The 24,489-nt window shown below is 68.3% G+C and carries 28 protein-coding genes; 13 read left to right on the plus strand and 15 right to left on the minus strand.

The window, feature by feature from the left end:
- Positions 1 to 251: 251 nt before the first annotated feature.
- Together ACFVMC_RS19030 and ACFVMC_RS19035 are read left to right on the plus strand one after the other, a co-directional pair.
- Positions 252 to 1,016, plus strand: a complete 765-nt coding sequence (locus tag ACFVMC_RS19030; protein WP_379211904.1) for an SDR family oxidoreductase — start codon at positions 252 to 254, stop codon at positions 1,014 to 1,016.
- Between the two features lie 116 nt (positions 1,017 to 1,132).
- The gene (locus tag ACFVMC_RS19035; RefSeq protein WP_379211906.1) at positions 1,133 to 2,242 is read left to right on the plus strand and encodes a lycopene cyclase family protein; all 1,110 of its coding nucleotides are present in this window, start codon (positions 1,133 to 1,135) and stop codon (positions 2,240 to 2,242) included.
- Positions 2,243 to 2,269: 27 nt separating this feature from the next.
- On the opposite strand, the gene ACFVMC_RS19040 is transcribed toward ACFVMC_RS19035, so the two are convergent.
- Positions 2,270 to 3,106: a hypothetical protein gene (locus ACFVMC_RS19040; protein ID WP_379211908.1), complete on the minus strand. Its 837-nt coding sequence runs from the start codon at positions 3,104 to 3,106 to the stop codon at positions 2,270 to 2,272.
- A 130-nt stretch (positions 3,107 to 3,236) separates the two neighbouring features.
- Between ACFVMC_RS19040 and ACFVMC_RS19045 the strand changes: the two genes are divergently transcribed.
- Both ACFVMC_RS19045 and ACFVMC_RS19050 read left to right on the plus strand, forming a co-directional pair.
- Positions 3,237 to 4,157 carry a Ku protein gene (locus ACFVMC_RS19045; protein ID WP_379211909.1) on the plus strand — a complete coding sequence of 307 codons (921 nt, stop codon included), beginning with the start codon at positions 3,237 to 3,239 and terminating at the stop codon, positions 4,155 to 4,157.
- Positions 4,158 to 4,193: 36 nt separating this feature from the next.
- Complete coding sequence (locus ACFVMC_RS19050; RefSeq protein WP_379211911.1) at positions 4,194 to 4,748, plus strand: GNAT family N-acetyltransferase; 555 nt, start codon at positions 4,194 to 4,196, stop codon at positions 4,746 to 4,748.
- A gap of 5 nt (positions 4,749 to 4,753) precedes the next feature.
- Here ACFVMC_RS19050 and ACFVMC_RS19055 read toward each other — a convergent pair whose 3' ends face one another.
- Complete coding sequence (locus ACFVMC_RS19055) at positions 4,754 to 5,428, minus strand: hypothetical protein (protein WP_379211913.1); 675 nt, start codon at positions 5,426 to 5,428, stop codon at positions 4,754 to 4,756.
- A gap of 95 nt (positions 5,429 to 5,523) precedes the next feature.
- The gene (locus tag ACFVMC_RS19060) at positions 5,524 to 6,459 is read right to left on the minus strand and encodes an alpha/beta hydrolase (RefSeq protein ID WP_379211914.1); all 936 of its coding nucleotides are present in this window, start codon (positions 6,457 to 6,459) and stop codon (positions 5,524 to 5,526) included.
- Between the two features lie 348 nt (positions 6,460 to 6,807).
- Between ACFVMC_RS19060 and ACFVMC_RS19065 the strand changes: the two genes are divergently transcribed.
- From ACFVMC_RS19065 to ACFVMC_RS19075, 3 genes are read left to right on the plus strand one after another with little or no spacing between them, the layout of a single operon-like run.
- The gene (locus ACFVMC_RS19065) at positions 6,808 to 7,680 is read left to right on the plus strand and encodes a MetQ/NlpA family ABC transporter substrate-binding protein (protein ID WP_379211916.1); all 873 of its coding nucleotides are present in this window, start codon (positions 6,808 to 6,810) and stop codon (positions 7,678 to 7,680) included.
- Positions 7,677 to 8,687 carry a methionine ABC transporter ATP-binding protein gene (locus ACFVMC_RS19070; RefSeq protein WP_379211917.1) on the plus strand — a complete coding sequence of 337 codons (1,011 nt, stop codon included), beginning with the start codon at positions 7,677 to 7,679 and terminating at the stop codon, positions 8,685 to 8,687. The genes ACFVMC_RS19065 and ACFVMC_RS19070 overlap by 4 nt, the downstream gene beginning before the upstream one ends.
- 2 nt (positions 8,688 to 8,689) lie before the next feature.
- On the plus strand, positions 8,690 to 9,352 hold the full coding sequence (locus tag ACFVMC_RS19075) for a methionine ABC transporter permease (RefSeq protein WP_379211919.1): 663 nt from the start codon (positions 8,690 to 8,692) through the stop codon (positions 9,350 to 9,352).
- Positions 9,353 to 9,421: 69 nt separating this feature from the next.
- On the opposite strand, the gene ACFVMC_RS19080 is transcribed toward ACFVMC_RS19075, so the two are convergent.
- Together ACFVMC_RS19080 and ACFVMC_RS19085 are read right to left on the minus strand one after the other, a co-directional pair.
- Positions 9,422 to 9,919: a DUF4189 domain-containing protein gene (locus ACFVMC_RS19080; protein WP_379211921.1), complete on the minus strand. Its 498-nt coding sequence runs from the start codon at positions 9,917 to 9,919 to the stop codon at positions 9,422 to 9,424.
- Between the two features lie 99 nt (positions 9,920 to 10,018).
- On the minus strand, positions 10,019 to 10,438 hold the full coding sequence (locus ACFVMC_RS19085; RefSeq protein ID WP_379212421.1) for a DUF4189 domain-containing protein: 420 nt from the start codon (positions 10,436 to 10,438) through the stop codon (positions 10,019 to 10,021).
- Positions 10,439 to 10,588: 150 nt separating this feature from the next.
- Between ACFVMC_RS19085 and ACFVMC_RS19090 the strand changes: the two genes are divergently transcribed.
- On the plus strand, positions 10,589 to 10,894 hold the full coding sequence (locus ACFVMC_RS19090; RefSeq protein ID WP_379211923.1) for a hypothetical protein: 306 nt from the start codon (positions 10,589 to 10,591) through the stop codon (positions 10,892 to 10,894).
- A gap of 47 nt (positions 10,895 to 10,941) precedes the next feature.
- Here the strand turns inward: ACFVMC_RS19090 and ACFVMC_RS19095 are convergent, their stop codons facing one another.
- From ACFVMC_RS19095 to ACFVMC_RS19130, 8 genes are all read right to left on the minus strand, one after another.
- Positions 10,942 to 11,232 (minus strand): hypothetical protein, encoded by a 291-nt coding sequence (locus ACFVMC_RS19095; RefSeq protein ID WP_379211925.1) that lies wholly within the window; start codon positions 11,230 to 11,232, stop codon positions 10,942 to 10,944.
- A gap of 158 nt (positions 11,233 to 11,390) precedes the next feature.
- The gene (locus ACFVMC_RS19100) at positions 11,391 to 11,756 is read right to left on the minus strand and encodes a metal-sulfur cluster assembly factor (RefSeq protein WP_379211926.1); all 366 of its coding nucleotides are present in this window, start codon (positions 11,754 to 11,756) and stop codon (positions 11,391 to 11,393) included.
- A complete protein-coding gene (sufU, locus tag ACFVMC_RS19105; RefSeq protein ID WP_379211928.1) occupies positions 11,753 to 12,211 on the minus strand; it encodes a Fe-S cluster assembly sulfur transfer protein SufU in 459 nt (152 codons plus the stop codon). Before sufU ends, ACFVMC_RS19100 begins: the two co-directional genes overlap by 4 nt.
- Before the next feature lie 3 nt (positions 12,212 to 12,214).
- Positions 12,215 to 13,471 (minus strand): cysteine desulfurase, encoded by a 1,257-nt coding sequence (locus ACFVMC_RS19110; protein WP_379211930.1) that lies wholly within the window; start codon positions 13,469 to 13,471, stop codon positions 12,215 to 12,217.
- Between the two features lie 2 nt (positions 13,472 to 13,473).
- Entirely contained in the window at positions 13,474 to 14,283 is an 810-nt protein-coding gene (gene sufC, locus ACFVMC_RS19115; protein WP_379211932.1) for a Fe-S cluster assembly ATPase SufC, read from the minus strand.
- Positions 14,284 to 14,320: 37 nt separating this feature from the next.
- Positions 14,321 to 15,529, minus strand: a complete 1,209-nt coding sequence (sufD, locus tag ACFVMC_RS19120) for a Fe-S cluster assembly protein SufD (RefSeq protein ID WP_379211933.1) — start codon at positions 15,527 to 15,529, stop codon at positions 14,321 to 14,323.
- Positions 15,529 to 16,965, minus strand: coding sequence for a Fe-S cluster assembly protein SufB (sufB, locus tag ACFVMC_RS19125; RefSeq protein ID WP_379211935.1), 1,437 nt, complete (start codon positions 16,963 to 16,965; stop codon positions 15,529 to 15,531). The genes sufD and sufB overlap by 1 nt, the downstream gene beginning before the upstream one ends.
- Positions 16,962 to 17,846, minus strand: a complete 885-nt coding sequence (locus tag ACFVMC_RS19130) for a helix-turn-helix transcriptional regulator (RefSeq protein ID WP_379211937.1) — start codon at positions 17,844 to 17,846, stop codon at positions 16,962 to 16,964. The genes sufB and ACFVMC_RS19130 overlap by 4 nt, the downstream gene beginning before the upstream one ends.
- 361 nt (positions 17,847 to 18,207) lie before the next feature.
- Between ACFVMC_RS19130 and mptB the strand changes: the two genes are divergently transcribed.
- From mptB to ACFVMC_RS19150, 4 genes are all read left to right on the plus strand, one after another.
- Complete coding sequence (gene mptB / locus ACFVMC_RS19135; RefSeq protein ID WP_379212423.1) at positions 18,208 to 19,860, plus strand: polyprenol phosphomannose-dependent alpha 1,6 mannosyltransferase MptB; 1,653 nt, start codon at positions 18,208 to 18,210, stop codon at positions 19,858 to 19,860.
- Positions 19,857 to 20,786, plus strand: coding sequence for an ABC transporter ATP-binding protein (locus ACFVMC_RS19140; RefSeq protein ID WP_379211939.1), 930 nt, complete (start codon positions 19,857 to 19,859; stop codon positions 20,784 to 20,786). The genes mptB and ACFVMC_RS19140 overlap by 4 nt, the downstream gene beginning before the upstream one ends.
- The gene (locus ACFVMC_RS19145) at positions 20,783 to 21,568 is read left to right on the plus strand and encodes an ABC transporter permease (protein WP_379211941.1); all 786 of its coding nucleotides are present in this window, start codon (positions 20,783 to 20,785) and stop codon (positions 21,566 to 21,568) included. Before ACFVMC_RS19140 ends, ACFVMC_RS19145 begins: the two co-directional genes overlap by 4 nt.
- Before the next feature lie 109 nt (positions 21,569 to 21,677).
- The gene (locus ACFVMC_RS19150; protein WP_379211943.1) at positions 21,678 to 22,646 is read left to right on the plus strand and encodes a heme A synthase; all 969 of its coding nucleotides are present in this window, start codon (positions 21,678 to 21,680) and stop codon (positions 22,644 to 22,646) included.
- A 66-nt stretch (positions 22,647 to 22,712) separates the two neighbouring features.
- Here ACFVMC_RS19150 and ACFVMC_RS19155 read toward each other — a convergent pair whose 3' ends face one another.
- Entirely contained in the window at positions 22,713 to 23,060 is a 348-nt protein-coding gene (locus ACFVMC_RS19155; protein ID WP_379211944.1) for a hypothetical protein, read from the minus strand.
- A gap of 83 nt (positions 23,061 to 23,143) precedes the next feature.
- Here ACFVMC_RS19155 and ACFVMC_RS19160 point away from each other — a divergent pair, with 83 nt between their 5' ends.
- Positions 23,144 to 24,109 carry a quinone oxidoreductase family protein gene (locus tag ACFVMC_RS19160; RefSeq protein WP_379211946.1) on the plus strand — a complete coding sequence of 322 codons (966 nt, stop codon included), beginning with the start codon at positions 23,144 to 23,146 and terminating at the stop codon, positions 24,107 to 24,109.
- Positions 24,110 to 24,195: 86 nt separating this feature from the next.
- Here ACFVMC_RS19160 and ACFVMC_RS19165 read toward each other — a convergent pair whose 3' ends face one another.
- Positions 24,196 to 24,483 (minus strand): hypothetical protein, encoded by a 288-nt coding sequence (locus tag ACFVMC_RS19165; protein ID WP_379211947.1) that lies wholly within the window; start codon positions 24,481 to 24,483, stop codon positions 24,196 to 24,198.
- Between the last annotated feature and the right edge of the window lie 6 nt (positions 24,484 to 24,489).

Raw genomic sequence — 24,489 nt, forward strand, 5'->3', positions numbered from 1 at the left:
CGGCTGCTGCGGCTCGACCGCGACCTCAACCAGCGTTCCGCAGTGCAGATGGTGTCCAGGATGAGACAACGATCGTTGCCGCACGCCTTGTCCGCGGCCGCGGTCGGAGCCACCAGAACCAGTGCGCGCATGGACCACTTGGAACCCGCCCGGCCACGCACGAACCGCCCATGCTTTCGGCGTGCGGGCACCACGCCGCCGATCCGGGGCGCCTTCACACAGATCAGCCGACTGAAGTAGCGTGCCGTCACATGAGCGAAAACCTGTTGGGCAAGAGTGCACTGGTCAGCGGCGCGAGCCGGGGGATCGGGAAGGCCGTGGCGGCGGAGTTGCTGCGGCGGGGGGCGAATGTGCTGATCACCGCGCGTAAGCCGGAGCCGCTCGAGCAGGCGGCGGCGGAGTTGCGGGAGCTGGGGCACAAGGGGCAGGTGATCGCGCTGGCAGGGAATTCCGGGGACGCGGAGAGCCGGGCGGCGGCGGTGCAGCGGGTGGTGGCCGAGTTCGGGTCGATCGACATCCTGGTCAACAACACCGGGATCAATCCGGTGTTCGGGTCGCTGATGGAGGCCGACCTGGATGCGGTGCGCAAGATCTTCGATGTGAATGTCGTTGCGGCACTGGGGTACATCCAGGAGGCGTACCGGGCCTGGATGGGTGAGCACGGCGGCGCGGTGGTCAATGTCGCCAGTGTGGCGGGTATCCGCTCGACCGGCGTGATCGCCGCGTACGGGGCGTCCAAGGCCGCGCTGATCCGGCTCACCGACGAGCTGGCCTGGCAGCTCGGGCCCAAGATCCGGGTGAACGCGGTGGCGCCGGGCGTCATCAAGACCAAGTTCGCCGACGCGCTCTACTCGGCCGACGAAGAGCGAGCGGCCAGCGTCTACCCGATGAAGCGCCTCGGCTCCCCCGAGGATGTGGCCCGGCTCATCGCCTTCCTCAGCTCCGAGGACGCGGCCTGGATCACCGGCGAGACGATCCGCGTCGACGGCGGTCTGCTCGCCACCGGCGGCATCTGATCCGCGCGCACCGACGGCAGGACGCGCGGCACGGTACGAATCCAGTGGCGCGAGATCGGACCACTCGGCTCCAGCGCTAGGCTGGCGAATCCGACCGGCGACCCGAGGACCACCGAATGCAGGCAGTCGTACCGCACCGCGCGAATATCGTTGTGTGCGGTGCGGGGCCGGCCGGGCGAGCGCTGGCGTACCGGTGCCTGCGGCGGGGATCGACGGTGACGGTGATCGATCCCGCGCCGCACCGGCGCTGGACGGCCACCTACGCGGCGTGGCTCGACGAGTTGCCCGGCTGGCTGGATCCCGCCGTCATCGCGGCGCGGGTGCCGCGACCGGCGGCGTGGGGTGCGCGGCGGCACGAGCTGGACCGGACGTACGTGGTGCTCGACTCGGCGAGACTCCAGGAGGAACTGGATATCGGTGGGGCACAGATCATCTCGGACCGGGCGATCGAGGTCGACCGGAACGCGGTGCGGTTGGCGTCGGGCGCGACGGTCACCGGTGACCGAGTGGTCGATGCTCGTGGGTTGGCGCGTTCACCGCGGCGTGCCGAACAAACAGCCTACGGTGTCGTCGTCGCGGGATCACGGTTCGAGCCGCTGTTCATGGACTGGCGCACCGACAACGGCGCGAATCCAGCTGCGCCGCTGTCCTTCCTGTACGCCGTGCCGCTCGGCGCGGACCGGATGTTGCTCGAGGAGACCTGCCTGGCCGGGCGGCCCGCGGTGGACCCCCGCGAACTACGCCTCCGCCTCGAACACCGACTGCGTTCGCGCGGAATCGAACTCGACGGCACCGAACCGGTCGAGCGCGTGCGCTTCCCGGTCGAAGGCGGTCGGCCCGGCGGCGACCGCTTCGGCGCCGCAGGCGGATTCCTGCACCCCGCAACGGGTTACAGCGTCGCCGCCACCCTCGCCGCGGCGGACACCGTGGCGGCCGGTGAATCCGTATGGCCGATATCCGCCCGCACCGTCCACGCCCTGCGCACCGCGGGCCTGCGAGCCCTGCTCGCCCTGCCCCCGGCCGATCTGCCGCTCTTCTTCGACGCCTTCTTCACCCTCCCCCCACACCTGCAACGCGCCTACCTCTCCGGCCGGGCCGATCTGCGCGGCACCGCCACCGCCATGTCGGCCTTGTTCGCCGCCCTCCCCGCGCGCCTGCGCCGACCCCTCGCCACTGCCGTTTTCCCCCACCGCGTTTCACTTCCTGGCACGCACTCCAGCCTGTAGCGAGACGATGCCCGCGGAGATTCCGCCCTAGCGGAACATCAGTGCGAGCGCGGTGTCGGTATGCCGGTAGCGCAGGAACTTGTCGACCTCCGCCTCGGGAACAGCCGCGGTGGCGGTGCCGACCGTGACGACGATGAAGTTCCGCCGCGCCTCGGTCTTCCATTTGCCGATGGCGTAATTCGCGACGTACGCGCCCGGGCGCAACTTCAGATCCTTGCCGGTGAACTTGTCCTCGGCGGCCTTGGCGGCGGCATCGTCGGGCATGGTGAGCACGAACTGGGTGAGCATGAGGCCGCCGTTGTGGGCGCTGTATACGAGTTCCGAGGCGTACTGGCAGCCGAGGGCGGACAGCTTCGCGCTGGCTTCGATGTCGTGGCAGGAATCGTAGTCCGCACCGGTGACCCAGTCGGCGTGCAGTTCGACATTGCCGAACTTGAAGTCCCATGCCCCGGCGAATTCGGTGTAGCTGAAGCGGTCCCCCGGGTCCACGGGCACGGGTTGGACGGGGCTCGACAACCTGGGCGCTGCCGAGGTCGAGGGCTCGCCGGCCTGCGGCGCGACCGGCGTCCGGTCGCCCGTGAACAGGAAGTAGGCACTGCCCGCGATCACCAGCAGCAGCGCCGCCAGCGCTGTCGCAATGTATCGCCCGGGCCCCCGGCTCGACTCCGCTTCCGGCACTGTCGTTTCCGTCGCCGCCACGACGGGTTCGACCAGCGGCATCATCTCCGGCAATGTGGAGAACGCCTGCGCCTCAGGAACTTTCACCAGATCTTCGGGCCAGGCCACCCACTCCGGTTCCTGCCCCCACCGATCCGGGTCCCGCTGCGGGTAGGGGCCGCCACCGGACCCCGGCGGATACGTCATCGCTGTCCTTCCTCGGCCGCGGCCGCCCGTCCCATCCACGCGGGCGCGCTTCGGCTGCGTCCGACCCTACCGCGACGCGCGGAAGTTCGATTCGCTCGCGTATTCGAATACCTTCGGCCATCATGGAGGGATGCGAGCTATTTGGAAGGGCTCGATCGCGTTCGGGCTGGTCAACGTCCCGGTCAAGGTGTACACCGCCACCGAGGACCATGACATCCGGTTCCATCAGGTGCACGCCAAGGACGGCGGGCGGATCAAATACGACCGCGTATGCACGGTCTGCGGCAAATCGGTGCAGTACGCCGATATCGACAAAGCCTACGAATCGCCCGAGGGCGAGAAGGTCATGCTGACCGACGAGGATTTCGCCAAGCTTCCGGCCGCGGAGAAGCACGAGATCCCGGTGCTCCAATTCGTCCCCTCCGACCAGATCGACCCGATCCTGTTCGAGAAGAGCTACTACCTCGAGCCGGATTCGACGACGCCCAAGGCCTACGTCCTGCTCGCCACCACACTCGAGCAGATCGACCAGACCGCGCTCGTGCATTTCACGCTGCGGCAGAAGACCAGGTTGGCGGCCCTGCGGGTGCGCGACGGCGTGCTCGTGCTGCAAACCCTGCTGTGGCCGGACGAGGTCCGCGCCGTCGAATTCGAAGCGCTCGAGGATGCCGCCGAACCGCGCCCGCAGGAAATCAAGATGGCCGAGACCTTGGTCGCGTCCATGTCCGATGACTTCGACCCGGATCTGTACAAGGACGAATACCAGATCGAATTGAAGCGGCTGCTCGACGAGGCGATCGCCAGCGGCAGCGGCACCGTGGAGCGTCGCCCCGAGGCCGCCCCCGCGGAAATGGATGCCGAGGTCGTCGATCTGGTCGCCGCGCTCCAGCGCAGCCTGGAGGCCAGCGGCCGTCGCACGGCCACGGACGCGAAGAAACCCGCGAAGAAGACGCCCGCCAAGAAGGCCGCCGCGAAGAAGACGGCCGCGAAGGCCGAGAGCAAACCGGCCAAGAAGACAGCCAAGAAGGCCGCGGCCCGCAAGGGCGCCTGACCGGGGATCGGAGCGCATTCCTGGCAAACTGGCGGGATGGACTCCGCCGTAGCGATCGTTCCGATGGGCCTGGGGCACCTGCGTCAGGTGCTCGACCTCGGGCACGAAGTGTTCGACACCACCGTCAAGCCCTACACGTCCTGGTCGCTGACCAGCGTCGCCGAGCATCTGGACAGCGCGGACAACGCCTGCTGGGTGGCGCTGGACTCGGATCGAGTGGTCGGATTCGTGCTGGGGTCGATGGAGTTCGAGTTACGCGATGACTGGGGCTACCTGGAGTGGATCGCGGTCGCACCGGATATGCAGGGTCACGGTATCGCGCGCCGGCTGGTCGATGCCTGCTCGGCGGGACTGTTCGCGGCCGGCGCGCGCCGGATCGTCACCGATGTGGAGGAGCGCAACGCCGCCTCGGCCACCTTGATGACCCGCAGCGGGTTCACCGCCGCCGCTACCGTCACCCTCTTCGTCCGGCCGAATCCCGAAGAGCCCCAGGAAGTTACCGATGAGCGGGTGCCGATCGCACCGGGCACCAAACGCTCGCTGATCCGCCGCGGGCGACTGGCCGGCGAGGGGCGCGGCGCCACCCGCTGACCCGCTCAGCCCGCGGCCGCGCGTTCGCGGCCTTCCTCGAAGAAGGCCAGCAGTCCGGAGGCGGTGCGCAGCTGCTCGCGTGGCCGCAGCGCGCCGAACGGCGCATTCCAGAATTCGCCGGTGCGTGGCGTCCACGGCCCGACATAGGCGTAGGGCGCGGGATGGGCGGCATCGCCGGGCGAAACACCGAAGTTGACTTCGGCGCGGCTGCTGGCCAGGTCGAAGTGCTCGGGCCAGAGCACCGGCGTCACATCGGGGGCCAGGCAGCGCAGCGCGGCGTCGCCGGTGGCGAACCAGTCGCCGATGAGGGCGGCCGCGTGCTCGTCCAGGCAGATCTCGTCGTCGATCCGCTGACCGGTGGTGTCGGCGTAGAGCCCTTCCGGCGCGCCCGGATCGATGCCGGCGGCCTTGGCGACCTGGGCGTAGGTGCCGTCCAGCGGTACCCGTCCACCGCCGGGGCCGACCAGCCCGGTTCCCAGCACGGACACCGGTAGCCTGGCTCCGCCGAACCCGCCGAGCACCACCCGGAGCCGGATGGTCCCGTACTCGCGATACTGCGGACCCGCGATCAGCAGCTCCGCGATGCCGTGCAGCGATTCCCTGGTTTCCCGGTACTTTGCCTCGTCCACCTCGAAATCATCTCCGCTGTCGCCGTCGGCTACACCCGTTTCGCCGAACATCTGCTCCGCTCACGCATTCCCGAGTGATTCCCGGCGTGCCCGTTCACCTCGACGGCGAACGGGCACGCCCGATCACTGGGAAACGCGCGGCAGAACTACACGCCCAGACCCGCTTTCAGGGTCGGCCAGGACTTGGGCAGCGCGGCCTTCCACAGTGACCACGAGTGCACGCCGATGGCATTCCAATCTGTGGAGACATCGGCACCGGCGATGCCCATGGCGGTACCGGTGACAGCGGTGCATTCGTGGGAGATGTTCTCGATCTCACTCGCCCGGAACGGATCCTCGGGCCACGACCAGTTCCCGTCGAAAATGGCATCCTCGGGGCCGGGCACACCGGTCGCGACGGACAGGTGAACCGGCTTGCCACGCAGGGAATCGAGGTGCTTCATCGGGTCGTGCGCGTCCCATTCCGGATTGCCCACCGAACCCCACATATTGGCGGGGTCACCACCTTTGGCTTCTACGACCGGCCGCACCGAGAGCTGGCCGAGACCGTCGGCCGAGTAGCACCCGCTGAAGGCCGCCAGCGCCCGGAACATCTCGGGATGCCGCACGGCGAGGATAGCCGCCGCGCCCGCGCCCATCGACAGTCCGCCGACCGCGTAGGCGCCGTTGCCCTTCAGCTCGCGGTCGATCAGCGGTGGCAGTTCCTTCGTGAGGAAAGTCTCCCACTTCTGGTGTCCGAGAACAGGATCGTCTTTCAGCCAGTCCGTGTAATAGGTTCCGCCACCACCGACGGGCATCACGACATTCACCGGTTTGTCGGCGAAGAACTCCTTGGCACCTCCGCGTAGCGTCCAGGTGCTCTTGGGCTGATTCTCCTTCGCGCCGTTGCCGTCCAGCAGCAGCAATGTCGGCCGGGATCTCGACTGATCCGCCGGCACCAGCACATCCAGGTGGATGGTGCGCTGCATAGCCGGGGAGCGGACATACATCTGCCACTGCTGTCCGTCACGATCGATTCGCTCGACGACAGCGGCGGCTCCGGCCTCCGGAACCGCCACGAACATCGGTGCGACCGCGACCACGGCTGCCGCCGCGAACGCTCCGATTCGGTGGTACCCCCGGCGTCCCCGCGACACTGCCCTGCGCAAATCCATGTACGACCTATCGACGATCGACCTCCAGCGGAGATCACGGCTGTTTGCGCCGAGGATGCCATGTGGACGCGATGTCCGTCGCCCCGAGCCGACGCAATTAACGTGCCTTTGAGCTGGCGAACCGCGCCTTGTTCGGGGCCCGTCGCAGGCAAGCTAGACGAGCGTCCAGGAATTCGCCAGGGTTTTGCTCAGCACAATTCGAACCATTGCCCGGCGCACCGCCGCCCCGCTTGGATTACCGGGTTCGTATCCGCCACAAGCAATTCAGGAGCAGTTGTGAAGTTCACTCGGGCGCTGGCGATCCCGGTCCTCGTAGCCACCGCGGCACTCACCCTGACCGCCTGCGGGAAAGACGACGACTCCTCGGCCACGGTAGTGCGCATCGGCACCACCGACAAGGACCAAGCCTGGGACGTCTTCGAGCAGAAGGCCAAGGAGCAGGGCATCACCCTGAAGATCACCAACTTCTCCGACTACCAGCAGCCGAATCGGGCGCTGGCGCAGAAGCAGATCGATGTCAACCTCTTCCAGCATCTCCAGTTCCTCGGCGCGTACAACGTCGCCAACAACGACACGCTCACCCCCATCGGGTCCACCTACATCGTGCCGCTGGGCCTGTACTCCAAGAAGCACAAGGCCCTGGCCGACATCCCGGCGGGCGGCAGCATCGCCATCCCGAACGATCCGACCAACCAGGCACGCGCCCTGTTCGTGTTGCAGGCCGCGGGTTTGCTGAAGCTGTCCTCCGACGTCCGCCAGCCCTCCCCCGCCGATGTCGACAAGGCCGCCTCGAAGGTGACCGTGACTCCGGTCGACGCCGCGCAGACCGCGCTGTCGCTGGCCTCGGTGGACGGATCGGTGATCAACAACACCTTCCTGGAGCGTTCCGGTATCGACCCGAAATCCGCGCTGTACAAGGATGATCCGAAGAATCCGGCGGCCGAGCCGTACATCAATGTGATCGTCACCCGCGCCGAGGACAAGACCGACCCGGTCTACCAGCGGCTGGTGGAGATCTGGCGGGACCCGGCGGTCGCGCAAGCGCATGCCGAGGTCACCAAGGGCACCGCCGTCGCGGTGAATCGGCCGGCCACGGACCTGGAGCAGATCCTGACCCGGGTGCAGCAGACCGCCCGCGACGGCAAGTGAGCGAGCCGCCGGCCGTCGAGTTCCGCTCGGTCACCAAGGTTTACGGCAAGGGCGAGCAGCGGCAGGTCGCGTTGGACGGCATCGACCTGCGGATCGAGCAGGGCGAGATCTTCGGCGTCATCGGCTATTCCGGCGCGGGCAAGTCCACACTGGTCCGGCTGATCAACGCGCTGGACAAGCCGACCAGCGGTGTCATCGAGGTCGCCGGCACACCCGTCACGGGTGTGCCGGAGGCCCGGGTGCGACGACTGCGCCGCGATATCGGCATGGTGTTCCAGCAGTTCAACCTGTTCCGGTCCCGCACGGCCGCGGGCAATATCGAGTACCCGCTGAAAGTGGCGGGCTGGAAGCGCGCCGACCGCAAGGCCCGCGTCGCCGAGCTACTGGAATTCGTCGGACTGTCCGACAAGGCGCGCAGCTACCCGGATCAGCTCTCCGGCGGGCAGAAGCAGCGCGTCGGCATCGCCCGCGCGCTGGCGACCTCGCCGTCGCTGCTGCTCGCCGACGAATCCACCTCGGCACTCGATCCGGAAACCACCGGTGAGGTACTGCGGCTGCTCCGCAAGATCAACCGCGAACTCGGCGTCACCATCGTGGTGATCACCCACGAAATGGACGTGATCCGGGCGGTGGCCGATCGAGTGGCGGTACTCGCCGAGGGCCGGATCGTCGAATTGGCAAGCACCTTCGAGGTCTTCGCGACCCCGCAGGCCACGCCGACCCGCTCCTTCGTGGACACCGTACTGCACGACCGGCCCTCGGACGCCGAGCTGGAAATCCTGCGCGGCCGCCACGGCGGGCGACTGGTCACGGTCACCATCGACGACGAGCGCGGCGTCGGCGCGGCCCTGGCCACCGCGGCCCGCGCGGATATCGGCTTCGAAGTGGTCTACGGCGGGGTCCGCACCTTGCAGGACAAGACATTCGGCAGCCTTACCGTGGCACTGCACGGGCCCGACGAAGCGGTCGACAAAGTGATCGGCGAGCTCGAGACGAGAAAGGAGTAGGCGTGCAGACGGATTGGGACAAGCTGCAACCGATTCTGCTCGAATCCATCGGCACCACCATCTATCTGGTCCTGCTCACCTTCGTCGTGGGCGGCCTGGTGGGACTGGTGCTCGGCACCGCGCTCTACACCACCCGCAAAGGCGGCCTGCTGGCCAGCGCACCGATCAACCTGGTGCTCAATGTGCTGGTCAATGTGGTACGGCCGATTCCGTTCATCATCCTGCTGGCCGCACTCGGCCCGATCACCCTGGAGGTGGTCGGCACCACCATCGGCACCGACGCGGCGGCCTTCGTGATGATCGTGGCGGCGTCGTTCGGCATCGCCCGGATCGTCGAGCAGAATCTGGTGACGGTGGACCCCGGCGTCATCGAGGCGGCGCGCGCGGTCGGCGCGGGCCCGCTGCGGATCATCCTCACGCTCCTGATCCCGGAGGCGCTGGGCCCGCTGATCCTCGGCTACACCTTCGTGGTGATCGCCATCGTCGACATGTCCGCCATGGCGGGCACCGTCGGCGGCGGCGGGCTCGGCGATTTCGCCCTGGTCTACGGCTACCAGCGCTTCGACTGGCAGGTAACCCTGGTGGCGACCCTGATCATCATCGCGGGCGTGCAGGGCATCCAGTTCCTCGGAAACTGGCTGGCCCGCAGAGTATTACGACACTGACCCGGCGCATGGAAAGGCCCGGTGTGATTCGCGGTTGGACGAACCACACCGGGCCTTCCGGCATTCGGATCAGCCTACATTGGAGGTGCAGGCGGACAGGATGACCCGGGCCGGACGCGGCGAGGCGCTGCCCGGATCCGGGAACGGCGGGGCGCTCATGCCGAGCACCTCGTTGGAAAGCCGTTCGGCTTCACCACGTTCGGCCGCCCACGCCCAGCCGAAGCGGTAGTCGGCGCCTTGGGAGACCGACCCGCAGGCATTACGGAACGAGACGACCACATCGCAGTCGCCCCGGCCGCACTCGTCGAGCGCACCGCGCTCGGCGGCAGCCCAGCTGCCGTAGTTGACCGCCGAGGACACGCGGGCAGTGCTCCGCGAAATCGCCAGCGCACCATAGAGATCACCGGCGGCGGCTTCGAAACCACCGTCGACGGACGTGGCGTGGTAGCCCTCGATCTCCATGATCTCCACGCCGCTCTGAGCGGTCGCGTTGGCCGGTCCCATGCCGGACAGCACGAGCGCCGTCGCGAACGAAGCAACCGCGCTCGCAGCAACCTTGCGAGACAAAGACAAAGAATCCTCCCCGGTTCAAAGGTGATGTCAGCGACTGATCATGGCCTACCGGGTGGCGAATGTCCAAGTAATATCGGCTACCTCACGCGGAGGTCAGCGAACGTTCCTGGTGCAGGCGGAGGTCACGACGACCGCCGGGCGAGGTTGGGCACTGCCGAGATCGGGGAAGGGCGGGGCCGAAGCGCCGAGGGAGGCGACGGCGGTCTGCTCGGCGGCCTCCAGCGAACCGCCGGCCGCCCAACCCCATTTTCCGTCCGCGCCGCGGGCGATCGCGCCACATTCGTCGACAATACGCAGGACGAGCTCGCAGTCGTAGACACCGCAGTCGCGGATCGCGGCGGCATCGGCGGAGACCTTCGAGGTCTGGTCCACGATGGCGATGGTGCGCCCGGTGCTCCAGGAGATTCCGAAGGTGCCGTAGTACTTTCCGGCCGCCTCGGCGGGTGCGGCGGAACAGAGCACCGCGGCCGCCGACGAGGTGAGCGCGACCGCCAGGGCGGACTTACCGAGCACAGACAAGAGATACTCCCCGTTCCGAATGTGTTGCCGGAGAAGATCTTTCTGCAAGCGCGCCACGATTGTCCAGAGCCGACCGGCTACTATCCCGAAGTGCGAACACGGGGGAACAAAGATCCGCGCCCGACCGAAATCTGGTCACCGGCAGTGCAAATCGTTTCCGGACTGATCATCGGATTGGGGTTGAGCCTGGCCTACACCACGGGCGTGAGCGCGATCACCGACGCGCTGCGACCGCTCCATCTGGAGGGCGCCGCCCGCTCGATCATCTACACGGTCGCGCTCTTCGGACCTGCCACAGTGCTGACCATGCTCGGCGCCTGGCTGTGCCGCTCCCCCGCGCACCGGCCCTTCGGCATCGCGCTGCTCGCGGGCTTCCTTCCGCTGGCGGGCGGCATGCTCCTGCTGCTGGCGGCCATGCTGATCTTCGATATCGCCCCGCACCCGAGCTGAACAGGGCGCCGCCGACGGTCGACGGCGCCCCGCTGCTCACGCGAGGGTCAGAACAGACCGCGCAGGATCTGCTGGAGTACATCGGGCTGCCCGGCCACGTCGTCTTCCTTGTCGGAGCCCGACGAGCTGCCCGAACCGTTGCTCGAGGTGTTCTCGGTCGCGGTGCCGCCCGAACCCGAGCCGGATCCGCTGTCCTTGTCGCCCGAGGCCGACGAGCCGCTGCTGATCGGCAGGACCGCGTCCGCGCCGGCGATCCCGGCACCCGCGCCGAGGGTGAGCAGGGCGGCGCCCGTGACTGCGACGGCGGCGAACGCCATTCTGCCTGTGCTGTGTTTCATACCGTTCCTAACTACCTACCGCCCCTGCGGGCGGTGCCAACCTTGCGAGGTCGACGGTAGGGCGGCGGGAACGGCCAAAGGGCGGTCAGCAGGTCATTTCGGACAGGTCACCATCGAGACGGCGCGGAGTTCCGCCCGGGCACAACGAGATTCGGAGGCTAGACCGTGAACCCCAGGGCGCGCAGCTGTTCGCGGCCGTCCTCGGTGATCTTGTCCGGGCCCCACGGCGGCATCCAGACCCAGGTGATCTCGAGATCCTCGACCAGACCACTACGCACCAGAGCATTGCGCGACTGATCCTCGATGACATCGGTGAGCGGGCACGCCGCCGAGGTCAGGGTCATGTCCAGCTTGGCGATCTCGTTCTCGACCTTGATCCCGTAGACCAGGCCGAGATCGACGACATTGATGCCGAGTTCGGGATCGACGACATCGCGCATCGCCTCCTCGATGTCCTCGAGGTGCTTGATCTCCTCGGCCGACAACTCGACGGCTTCGGTGGTCTCCGATGGTGTATCGGTCATGAGGCTTCCCCATCTTTTTCGGAGGTGATCCGCACGACGGCGTCCTTGAACGCCATCCAGCCGAGCAGGGCGCATTTCACCCGCGCCGGGTACTTCGAGACACCGGCCAGCGCGATGCCGTCGCCGATCACGTCTTCGTCGCCCTCGACGGTGCCGCGACTGGAAATCATCTCGCTGTAGGAGTCGACCACCTTCAGCGCCTGCTGCACCGGCAACCCGATGACCTGATCGGTCAGGATCGAGGTGGCGGCCTGGCTGATCGAACAGCCCTGGCCGTCATAGGACACATCCGCGACATCGCCGCTGTCGGTGAGCTGCACGCGCAGGGTCACCTCGTCACCGCAGGTCGGGTTGACGTGGTGCACCTCGGCGCCGAACGGCTCCCGCAAACCACGATGGTGCGGATGTTTGTAATGGTCCAGGATCACTTCCTGGTACATCTGCTCCATGCGCATGTCCTATGCAACTCCGAAGAACGTCTGAGCCTTCCGCACGGCAGCTGCCAGCGCGTCGACCTCGTCCAAGGTGTTGTAGGCCGCGAACGACGCCCGCGCGGTCGCGGGCACACCCATGCGCTGCATGAGCGGCCACGCGCAGTGGTGCCCGACGCGGACGGCGACGCCCTCGTCATCCAGGATCTGCCCGACATCGTGGGCGTGGATCCCGTCCACCACGAACGACACCGCCGAACCACGGTCCACGTTCTCGGTCGGGCCGACGATCCGCACACCCTCGATCGCGCCGAGCTCGGCGAGCGCCTTGTCGACGAGCGCGTGCTCGTGCGCCGCGACGGCATCCATGCCGAGCGCTTCGAGATACCGCACGGCCGCGCCCAATCCGACCACCTGCGAGGTCATCGGCACACCGGCCTCGAACCGCTGCGGAGGCGGGGCGTAGGTGCTGGCCGCCATGGTGACGGTCTCGATCATCGAACCGCCGGTGATGAACGGCGGCATCTGCTCGAGCAGCGCGCGACGGCCGTACAGCACGCCGACGCCGGAGGGGCCGAACATCTTGTGGCCGGAGAACGCGGCGTAATCCACACCGAGCACACGGAAATCTACCGCCATGTGCGGGACCGACTGGCAGGCGTCGAGGACCGTGAGCGCGCCGACCTGCTGTGCGCGCCGGACGATTTCGGCGACATCGGTGATCGCGCCGGTCACATTCGACTGATGCGTGAACGCGACGACCTTGGTGGCCGAGGACAATTCGAGCGAATCGAGATCGATCCGGCCGTCGTCGGTGATGCCGTACCACTTCAGCGTCGCGCCGGTACGCCGCGAAAGCTCCTGCCAAGGCACGAGATTCGCGTGATGCTCCAGCTCGGTGACGACGATCTCGTCACCGGGGCCGACCTGATGCGGGAACCGAGCATCACCGAACGCGTAGGCCACCAGGTTCAGGGATTCGGTCGCGTTCTTGGTGAACACGATCTCCCCGGCGTCGACGCCGACGAACCGCGCGATCACCGCGCGGGCGTCCTCGTAGGCGTCGGTCGCCTCCTCGGCCAACTGGTGCGCGCCGCGGTGCACCGCCGAATTGCGCTCGACCAGGAACTCACGTTCCGCGTCGAGCACCGCCAGCGGGCGCTGCGAGGTCGCGCCGGAGTCCAGATACACCAACGGTTTCCCGTCCCGGACCGTGCGGCCCAGGATCGGGAAGTCGGCCCGGACGCGGGCGACATCGAGGGTGTCGTGGACCATGGCGGTCATAATCAGGCTCCAGCGGTCGCGGACTGGGGGACGGCAGGAGGCGCAGCCGACGGGGTGGGTGAGCTCGTGAAGCGGACGTAGCCGTTGGCGTCGAGTTCTTCGGCGAGTTCCGGGCCGCCCTCGGCGACGATGCGGCCGCCGACGAACACGTGCACGAATTCCGGCTGGATGTAGCGCAGGATGCGGGTGTAGTGCGTGATCAGCAGGACGCCGCCGTTCTCGCGCTCCTTGTAGCGGTTGACGCCCTCGGAGACGATGCGCAGCGCGTCCACGTCCAGACCCGAGTCGGTCTCGTCCAGGATGGCGATCTTCGGCTTGAGCAGGCCCAGTTGCAGGATCTCGTGGCGCTTCTTCTCACCGCCGGAGAAGCCCTCGTTCACGCTGCGCTCGGCGAAGGCGGCGTCGATCTCGAGCTCGCCCATCGACTCCTTCACCTCCTTGACCCAGGTGCGCAGCTTCGGGGCCTCGCCGCGGACCGCGGTCGCGGCGGTGCGCAGGAAGTTCGACATCGATACGCCGGGCACCTCGACCGGGTACTGCATGGCCAGGAACAGACCGGCGCGGGCGCGCTCGTCGACCGACATCTCCAGCACGTCCTCACCGTCGAGGGTGATCGAGCCGGAGGTCACCGTGTACTTGGGGTGACCGGCGATGGCGTAGGACAGCGTCGACTTGCCGGAGCCGTTGGGGCCCATGATGGCGTGGGTCTCACCGGAATTGATGGTGAGGTTCACGCCCTTGAGGATCTCCTTGGCCTCGCCCTCGGGCGTGGCCACCTCGACATGCAGGTCCTTGATTTCCAGGGTGGTCATCGAATCGAATTCCTTCGTGGGGTATGAGGTTCGGGTGTCAGGCGCCGATCGCGGCGAGCTCGGCCTCGATGGCCGACTCCAGCCGCTCCCGGATCTCGGGGACCGCGATCTTCTGGATGATCTCGTGGAAGAAGCCACGCACCACCAGGCGACGGGCGGCGTCCTCGGGGATACCGCGGGCGCGCAGGTAGAACAGCTGCTCGTCGTCGAAACGGCCGGTCGCCGAGGCATGTCCGGCACCGGCGATCTCGCCGGTCTCGATCTCCAGGTTCGGCACCGAGTCGGCGCGGGCGCCGTCGGTGAGCACCAGATTGCGGTTCACCTCGAAGGTGTCGGTGCCCTCGGCGGCCGCGCGGATCAGCACGTCACCGACCCACACCGTGCGGGCATCGCCCTTGGGCGAGGCCGGATCGCCTTGCAGCGCACCCTTGTACAGCACGTTCGACTTGCAGTTCGGCACCGCGTGGTCGATCAGCAGGCGCTGCTCGAAGTGCTGGCCCGCGTCGGCGAAGTAGAGGCCGAGCAGTTCGGCGTCGCCGCCGGGACCGTCGTAGCGGACGCCCGCGGTCAGGCGGACCAGGTCACCGCCGAGGGTGACGTTGATGTGACGCAGCGTGGCGTCGCGGCCCACCTTGGCGTGGTGGGCGGTGGTGTTGACCGCGTCGTCGGCCCAGTCCTGGATGTGCACGACGGTCAGCTTGGCGCTGTCGCCGAGCACGAATTCCACGTTCTCGGCGTAGGTTCCGCTGCCACGCTGGTCCACGACCACGGTGGCGACGGCGAAGTTCGCCAGCCGGATCTGGGTGTGGCCGAAGGCGGTCTTGCCCTCGCCCGGACCCGTCACCGTGACGACAACCGGCTCGGCGACCTCGATCTCCGGACCGACCGAGATCACGGTCGCGTGCTCGAAGCTCGAATATGCCTGCGCGGCAACACGATCCGCGGGCACGCCGGCCTGACCGAGACGCGCGTCGCCGCGGTCCACGGTTTCGGTGGTGACACCCTGGACCGCACCGACCTCGACGGTGGCCTGGCCGTCGCGCACGGCGGTGCCGTCATGCAGGCCGCGCAGGCGGCGCATCGGGGTGAAGCGCCACTCCTCGTCACGGCCCGAGGGCACCTCGAACGCGTTCACATCGAACGAGGTGAAGACCTCGCCCTTGTTGATCGCCGCGCCCGCACCCGGGTTCTGCACGACCTTGGTCGGGTTTTCGCCCTCGACCGTTCCAACGACTCCTGTCGCCATCAGCCGACGGCTCCTTCCATCTGCAGTTCGATCAGGCGGTTCAGCTCGAGGGCGTATTCCATCGGCAGTTCCTTGGCGATCGGCTCGACGAAGCCGCGCACCACCATCGCCATCGCCTCGTCCTCGGTGAGACCACGGCTCATCAGGTAGAACAACTGATCCTCGGACACCTTCGAGACGGTCGCCTCGTGGCCCATGGTGACGTCGTCCTCGCGGATGTCGACATAGGGGTAGGTATCGGAGCGGCTGATCGTATCGACCAGCAGCGCATCACATTTCACGGTCGACTTGGAACCGTGCGCGCCCTTGTTGACCTGCACCAGGCCGCGGTAGGAGGCCCGGCCGCCTCCGCGCGCCACCGACTTGGAGACGATGGTCGAGGAGGTGTGCGGCGCCAGGTGCAGCATCTTCGCGCCGGTGTCCTGGTGCTGGCCCTCGCCCGCGAACGCGACCGAGAGGACCTCGCCCTTGGCGTACTCGCCGGTCATCCAGACCGCCGGGTACTTCATGGTGACCTTGGAACCGATATTGCCGTCGATCCACTCCATGGTCGCGCCCGCCTCGGCCTTGGCCCGCTTGGTGACCAGGTTGTAGACGTTGTTCGACCAGTTCTGGATCGTGGTGTAGCGGCAGCGGCCGCCCTTCTTCACGATGATCTCCACGACCGCGGAGTGCAGCGAATCCGACTTGTAGATCGGCGCGGTGCAACCCTCGACGTAGTGCACGTAGGCATCCTCGTCGACGATGATCAGGGTGCGCTCGAACTGGCCCATGTTCTCGGTGTTGATCCGGAAGTAGGCCTGCAGCGGAATGTCGACGTGCACGCCCGGCGGCACGTAGATGAACGAGCCACCCGACCACACCGCGGTGTTCAGCGCGGAGAACTTGTTGTCACCGGCGGGGATGACCGAGCCGAAGTACTGCTCGAAGATCTCCGGGTGCTCACGCAGGCCGGTGTCGGTGTCGAGGAAGATGACGCCCTGGGACTCCAGATCCTCACGGATGGAGTGGTAGACGACCTCGGACTCGTACTGCGCGGCGACACCGGCGACCAGGCGCTGCTTCTCCGCCTCCGGGATACCCAGCTTGTCGTAGGTGTTCTTGATGTCCTCGGGCAGGTCTTCCCAGCTCTCGGCCTGCTTCTCGGACGAGCGCACGAAGTACTTGATGTTGTCGAAGTCGATGCCGTCGAGGTTGGAGCCCCAGTTCGGCATGGGCTTGCGGTCGAAGATACGCAGGGCCTTGAGACGCTGTTCCAGCATCCACTCGGACTCGTTCTTCTTGGCCGAGATGTCGCGGACGACAGCCTCGGACAGGCCTCGTTGCGCGCTGGCACCGGCCACATCCGAATCGGCCCAGCCGTAACCGTATTTACCCAGGGACGCGATGGTCTCTTCCTGAGTGAGCGGTTGCACCTGGTCGGTGGTCGTCGTCATTCGGCACTCCTTCCGGAGTCGTTCGTTCGTCCCGCCGCGGGCTGTGCGGCGGTTTGTGGTGCGGTTCTCGGTGTGGGCACCGGTAACAGCGGCACGTGGGTGGTGCAGGCGCAATCGCCGTTGGCGATCGTCGCAAGCCGCTGTACGTGGGTGCCGAGCAGGTCCCGGAACGCCTCGAGTTCGGCCTCGCACAGCTGCGGGAACTCCTCGGCGACGTGTGCGACCGGGCAGTGATGCTGGCAGATCTGCACGCCCGCACCCACCTTGCGGGTGGTGGCGGCGAAGCCGGCGTCGGTGAAGGCTTCCGCGATCTCCTCGGCCTTGGCCTCGGTCTCGCGGGGGGTGTGCTCGGTGACCGCGTCGATCCCGGCCACGATAGTCCGTGCCCGTTTCCGCGCGAAGTCGGCGATGGCCCGCTCGCCGCCGATCTCGCCGAGCTGCCGGATGGCGGCACCCGCGAGGTCGTCGTAGGCGTGGCCGAGCCGGCCGCGTCCGGCGGCGGTGAGCTGGTACTGCTTGGCCGGACGGCCGCGGCCCTTCTGCTGCCACGGGGCCGACCGGCTGGCCCGCGCCTGACCGGAATCGATCAGGGCGTCGAGATGCCGGCGCACGCCGGCGGGGGTGAGCCCCAGCCTGGTGCCGATGGCGGTCGCGGTGATCGGGCCTTCCTCCAGCAGCAGCTGGACGATGGCGGCCCGGGTATGCCCCTCACCGCCGGCCGTCGCGGGCGCAGCAGCCGACGCGGTACCAGCCTTGCGACCGGCCCTTTCGTCGTCATTCCGCAAACCCACGGTTTTCACAACACCAGTGTGGCGGAATTCGTTCCCTAAATCTAATAAGGGTGCCCTGACAAATACGGCCCAGACCTGCGATTTGATCATGAACGGTCCCGCCGCGGCCGGATAACCCGAGATGCCGCCGGTTCGCGGCGCCGCCCGCGAGCCACGAAAGTGACCCAACGCACAGCACTTCGCATCCCCTATCACCGCATGTGGAACGGCATCATGGTCGCCGATCGCGGCCGTGCCCGCGGCGCACCCGCCACGATCGGAGATGTCCGAGAGTTCGCCGGATCACCGGCGCACACATCCGGCGATCGAATTCTGCGACATGGCACACACCACGCGCACCCGCCCCGCTCGCGGGTGTGGTTGCGCCCCGGCGGGTTGCGGGTCGGCCGGTCGCGGGCGGCGCACTAGGCTGCGGGGCGTGGCGGTACTGGAGGGCGCGCGGCGCCGGACGATGGCGGTGGGGCGCCGGGCACTCGGGCTCGATATACCCGGCACCGAGCACACCGTCGCGGTGCTGCACCGGGACGAACGGGCGGTACCCGAGCTCGATCCCCGAGAGATGTCGCAGTTCAACCGAATTCGGCTGATGGGGGCCACCGGATCGGTGCTGATGGTGATCAGCGCACTCGGCGTGGGCGCACAGCCCGTGCTGCAGAATCCGGTATCGGGAATGCGGATCTTCGCGATCTTCGGCCGGGCGCACAGCGCGTCGCTGGCGGTGTGCATGGTCGGCACCGCGTTCGTGGTGCTCGCGTGGCTGCTGCTCGGGCGCTTCGCGGTCGGCGGGCTCGGCGGCAACCCGCTGCACCGGCTGACCCGCTCGCAGATGGATCGCACGCTCCTGCTGTGGGTGCTGCCGCTGGCCATCGCGCCGCCCATGTTCAGCAACGATGTGTACTCCTATCTGGCGCAGAGCGAGATCAGCGCACGCGGCATCGACCCGTACTCGGTCGGCCCGTCACAGGCGCTCGGCAACGACAACGTGCTGACCCGCAACGTGCCCAATATCTGGCGCGAGACACCCGCGCCGTACGGCCCGCTGTTCCTATGGGTCGGCCGGCTCATCGCCCAGATCACCGGCGACAACATCCTGGTCGGCGTGTGGATGCACCGGCTGCTCGCGCTCGGCGGCGTCGCCCTGATCGTCTGGGCGCTGCCACGGCTGTCGGTGCGCTGCGGCGTCGCGCCGGTGAGCGCGCTGTGGCTCGGCGCCGCCAACCCGCTGGTGCTGTTCCATCTGGTCGGCGGCGTGCACAATGACGCGCTCATGCTCGGGCTGATGCTCGCGGGCCTGGAACTGTGCCTGCGCGCGATCGACGACACCCCGATCTTCGACGGCCGCGCCTACGCGCTGCTGATCGGCGGAGCGGTGGTGATCACGCTGTCCGCCTCCATCAAAGTCACATCGATGATCGTCATGGGATTCGTCTGGGTGGCGCTGGCCCGGCGCTGGGGCGGCGGATTACGCAACCTGGTGACCTCGGCGGCGATGCTCGGCGCCATCGCGCTGGCGGTGACCGGTCTGATCGGCTCGCTGAGCGGACTCGGGTTCGGGTGGATCCACACGCTGAATGTCGCCAGCGCCGTGCGCAGTTGGATGTCGCTGCCCACCGCCGTCGGCGTCATCACCGGTTTCGGTGGCGTCCTGCTCGGCCTGGGCGACCACACCACGGCCCTGCTCAGCATCACCCGCCCGCTCGCACAGCTGGTGGCGGTGTTCGTGACCGTGCGCATGCTGGTCGCCGCCGGCACCGGCCGGCTGCATCCGGTCGGCGCGCTCGGCGTCTCGCTCGGCGCGATCGTGCTGCTGTTCCCGGTCGTGCAGCCCTGGTATCTGCTGTGGGCGATCGTGCCGCTGGCGGCCTGGGCCACCCAGCCGATCTTCCGCGTTCCCGCGGTGGCGTTCTCGGCGGTGGTCAGCGTGTTGCAGATGCCGCGCGGTGGCGATTTCGAGGTCTTCCAGATCGTCGGAGCGGCCATCGCGACCGCCATCGTGTGCGTGCTGTTCATCGTGGTGACACGTAACGCACTACCCTGGCGGGCCCAGCAGCCGGGGGTGTCGGCTCCGTCACAGGGGGCGACGGCTTACCGTGTGAGCTCGTGACTCCCTCCGGACCGGCTGTGCGCGTCGACGGCGTCGTCAAGCGCTACGGCGACACCCTCGCCGTCGACGGTTTGACGTTCGAAGTCGAACGGGCACAGGTGCTTGCGCTGCTCGGCCCCAACGGCGCGGGCAAGACGACCACCGTGGAGATGTGCGAAGGCTTCGCCGGCCCGGACGCGGGCTCGGTGCGCGTGCTCGGCCTCGACCCGATCGCCGACTCCGACCGGCTACGCCCCCGCATCGGCGTCATGCTCCAGGGCGGCGGCGCCTACCCCGGCGCCCGCGCCGGCGAAATGCTCGACCTGGTCGCCGCCTACTCCGCCGATCCGCTAGACCCGGACTGGCTGCTGGCAACCCTTGGGCTGCAAGACAATCGGCGCACCCCCTACCGGCGGCTCTCCGGCGGGCAGCAGCAGCGGCTGGCCCTGGCCTGCGCCCTGGTCGGCCGCCCCGAGATCGTCTTCCTCGACGAACCCACCGCCGGATTGGACGCGCAGGCGCGGCTGATCGTGTGGGAGCTGATCGACGCGCTGCGCCGCGACGGCGTCAGCGTGCTGCTCACCACCCACCTGATGGACGAGGCCGAGCAGCTGGCCGATCAGCTGGTCATCATCGATCACGGGCAGATCGTCGCCTCGGGCACCCCGGCCGAGGTCACCGCGCACGGCGCCGCCGGGCAACTACGCTTCACCGCCCCGCCCAAACTCGACCTCGAACTGCTGGAAAGCGCTCTGCCGGAAGGATTCTCGCCACGCGAGACGACACCCGGCGCGTATCTGGTGGAGGGCGAGATCGACCCGCAGGTGCTGGCGACCGTGACCGCCTGGTGCGCGCGGATGAACGTGCTCGCCACCGATATCCGGATCGATCAGCGCCGCCTCGAAGACGTCTTCCTGGAACTCACCGGACGGGACCTACGCGGATGACCACAGCTGCTCCGAACCGCTTCGCGCCGGGCACCTTCACCCCGGATCCGCGCCCCAGCACCCGCGCGGCCATGCTCACGGCGCAGACCAGGATGGAGCTGGTCCTGCTGCTGCGCAATGGCGAGCAGTTGCTGCTCACCATGTTCATACCGATCACATTGCTCGTCGGGTTGACGCTGCTGCCGTTCGGCAACCTCGGTCAGGACCGGGTCGACAAGCTGGTCCCGGCGGTGATGATGGTGGCGGTGATGTCGACCGCGTTCACCGGCCAGGCCATCGCGGTCGGGTTCGACCGCCGCTACGGCGCGCTGAAACGCCTCGGTGCGACCGCGCTGCCGCGCTGGGGCATCATCGCGGGCAAGAGCGCCGCCGTGCTCATCGTGGTGGTGTTGCAGGCGATCCTGCTGGGGGCCATCGGGGTCGCGCTCGGCTGGCGGCCCGGCCCGGGCGGTCTGCTGCTCGGCGCGGTCGTGATCGCGCTCGGCACCGCTGTCTTCGCGGCGATGGGGCTGCTGCTCGGCGGCACGCTGAAGGCCGAGATCGTGCTGGCGCTGGCCAATATCCTGTGGTTCGTCATGCTCGGCGTCGCCAGCATCGTGTTCGCCTCCGACGATCTGCCGAGCGCGGTGAATGTGATCGCGCGCCTGATCCCCTCGGGTGCGCTGGCGGTCGCGCTGGACCAGGCGCTGCGCAGCGGTATCGACTGGTTCGGGGTGATCGTGCTGGCCGCCTGGGGCTCGGCGTGCGGTGTGCTCGCCACCAGGTTCTTCCGCTTCCACTGATTCGCCCGGGCACCGAACTCGTGGCGCGATCGCTCGACGGCCAGTGTTGAACGACATCTTGTAGTAGACCGGGTGCGGGCGAGTATCTCGTGGCCGCTACCATCGGTGCGTGCTGTATCGCGCATTCCTGCGAGTCGTCGACCGGCTCCCGCTTCCCTCGTTGCGAACGCAGCGGCTGATCGCCGTCGCGGTGGTCCTGACCCAGGCCGGGATCGCCGTCACCGGGTCGGTGGTGCGGGTGACCGCGTCCGGCCTGGGCTGCCCCACCTGGCCGCAGTGCTTCCCCGGCAGCTTCACCCCCGTCGCGGTGGCCGAGGTGCCCGGCTTCCATCAGGCCGTCGAATTCGGCAATCGGCTGCTCACCTTCGTGGTGACGCTGTTCGCCGCGCTCATCGTGCTGGCCGTGACCCGGGCGCGCCGCCGGCGCGAGGTGCTGATCTACGCGTGGCTGATGCCCGGCGGCACCGTCGTGCAGGCGATCATCGGCGGCATCACCGTGCGCACCGGCCTGCTCTGGTGGACCGTCGCCGTGCACCTGCTGGCGTCGATGGCGATGGTGTGGCTGGCGACCGTGCTCTACGCGCGGATCTGCGAACCCGACGACGGGATCGACACCGTCGGGGTCCCGGCGCCGCTGCGCTGGCTGACCGGCCTGAGCGGAGTCGCGCTGGCCGGCGTGCTGATCGCGGGCACACTGGTGACGGCGGCCGGGCCGCACGCGGGCGACAAGAGTCTCGAGCGTCCGGTGGCGCGCCTGGAAATCGAGATCGTGACCCTGGTGCACCTGCACTCGCAAATGCTCGTCGGATATCTGGCCCTGCTGATCGGGCTGGCGTTCGGCCTCTACGCGGTCGGGATCACCCGGGCGATCCGGACGCGGCTGTTCGTCCTGCTGGGCGTCGTGTGCGGTCAGGCGCTGGTGGGTATCGTCCAGTACTTCACGGATGTGCCCGGTGCGCTGGTCGCCATCCATGTCGCGGGGGCGGGCGCCTCGGTCGCGGCCACCGCCGCCCTCTGGGCCGCGCTGCGCACGCGCGAACCGGTTCCCGCGAAAACACCGGCCCCCCAACCAGCCTGATCTTCGACAACGAGACGCCGCCGAGGCAATACCTCGGCGGCGTCTCGTTTCCGCATGCGGGGCGACTCAGCGCTCGTTGCGCGCCTTCGGGAAGCGGGTCTGCTTTGCGACCCAGCCGGCCATCTGCGCGAAGTGGCTCGGGCGCGGGGTGACGATCGCGGTGAGTTCGCGATCCCATTCGTCGGCCTCGGTGAGACCGTCGACGACCTCGACCAGCCGCTTGGCCTCGTCGAGCGAGTCGACGACGCGGTCACCGAGGATGCCGTCCTGGCCGACCAGGGTGACGCGGACGCCGATGCGCCCGATGGGCTGCAGGACAGCGGTGGCGGAACCGCCGTGATCGGCGACGAAACCCTTCACGGAGTCGACGAGGGCGCCCGAGAGCTTCACAGGTGTCGCGGCTTCAACGCTCATGCGGATTACTTTACCGACCGGTAGGACGGAGTCCATACCTGCGGGGTACAGGTCACTGCGCGGCAGTGCTAGAACTGAATCCCATGCGCGCCATTCAGGTTTCCGAGCACGGTGGTCCCGACGTCCTGCGGTCCGTGGCCGCACCCGACCCGCAGCCGGGCCCGGACCAGCTGCTGGTCGACGCCCAGGCGATCGGCGTCAACTTCATCGACACCTATCTCCGGACCGGCATGTACCCGCAGGCCGTGCCCTACATCCCGGGCTCCGAGGGCACCGGCGTGGTCGCCGCCACCGGCGCGAATGTCACCGAGTTCGCGGTGGGCGACCGGGTCGCGTGGTCGGCGGCGCCGGGCTCCTACGCGCAGCGGGTGGTCGTGAACGCCGCTGTCGCCGTTCCGGTGCCGGACGGCGTCGACGCGCCGGTGGCCGCCTCGGCCCTGCTCCAGGGCATGACCGCGCACTATCTGCTGGAGTCGGTCTACAAGCCGGAGCCGGGCGAGACCGTGCTGGTGCACGCGGGCGCGGGCGGCGTCGGCCTGATCCTGACCCAGCTGGCCGCGGCGCACGGCGTGCGGGTGATCACCACCGTGTCCTCCGACGCGAAGGAAGCGCTCTCCCGCGAGGCGGGCGCGGTCGAGGTTCTGCGCTATTCCGACGACCTCGCCGAGCAGGTCCGCAAGCTCACCGACGGCGTGGGCGTGGCCGCCGTCTACGACGGCGTCGGCAAGGACACCTTCGAGGCCAGTCTCGGCTCGCTGCGCGTACGTGGCATGCTCGCGCTGTTCGGCGCGGCGAGCGGCCCGGTCCCGCCGTTCGACCTGCAACGTCTCAACGGTTTGGGCTCGCTCGTGGTGACTCGACCCAAGCTGGGCGATTTCACCCGTGACCGCACGGAGCTGCTGTGGCGCGCCAACGACATCTTCACCGCCATCGCCCTGGGGACCCTGCGGGTCCGCGTCGGCGCGACCTACCCGCTGGCCGAGGCTGCACAGGCGCACAGCGATCTGGAGTCCCGCAAGACGACCGGCTCGATCGTCCTGATCCCCTGATCGGTAGTCCCGAGTCCGGGACGCCGACCCCGGCCGTTCTGTAGCCCCCATCCCGGATGCGGGGCTCGGCCGCGTCGGTCGGCCGGTCAGTAGTCGCGCCCGGTGAGACCGCGGTAGACGAACCGGGTCAGCCCGTCGACAGCCTGCTCGTCGGTGAGGTCGACCGTGCCCTCCTCGACCGCTTGGAGCAGGCTCTGGGTCAGCAGGAACATCATCGCCAGGCTGGCATCGGGGGTGCTCGGCAGCTCCAGCCCCTGCTCGGCGAACCCGGCCACGTGGTCGGCGATGTCGGCGCGCTGCCGCACCGCGAATCCGCCGACCATGCGTGCGAATTCCTCGCTGACGAGCGCTGCCTGCTGCACCGCGCGCAGCACGGGCGC

It is taken from the genome of Nocardia sp. NPDC127579, assembly GCF_042672005.1.
GTDB lineage: Bacteria > Actinomycetota > Actinomycetes > Mycobacteriales > Mycobacteriaceae > Nocardia.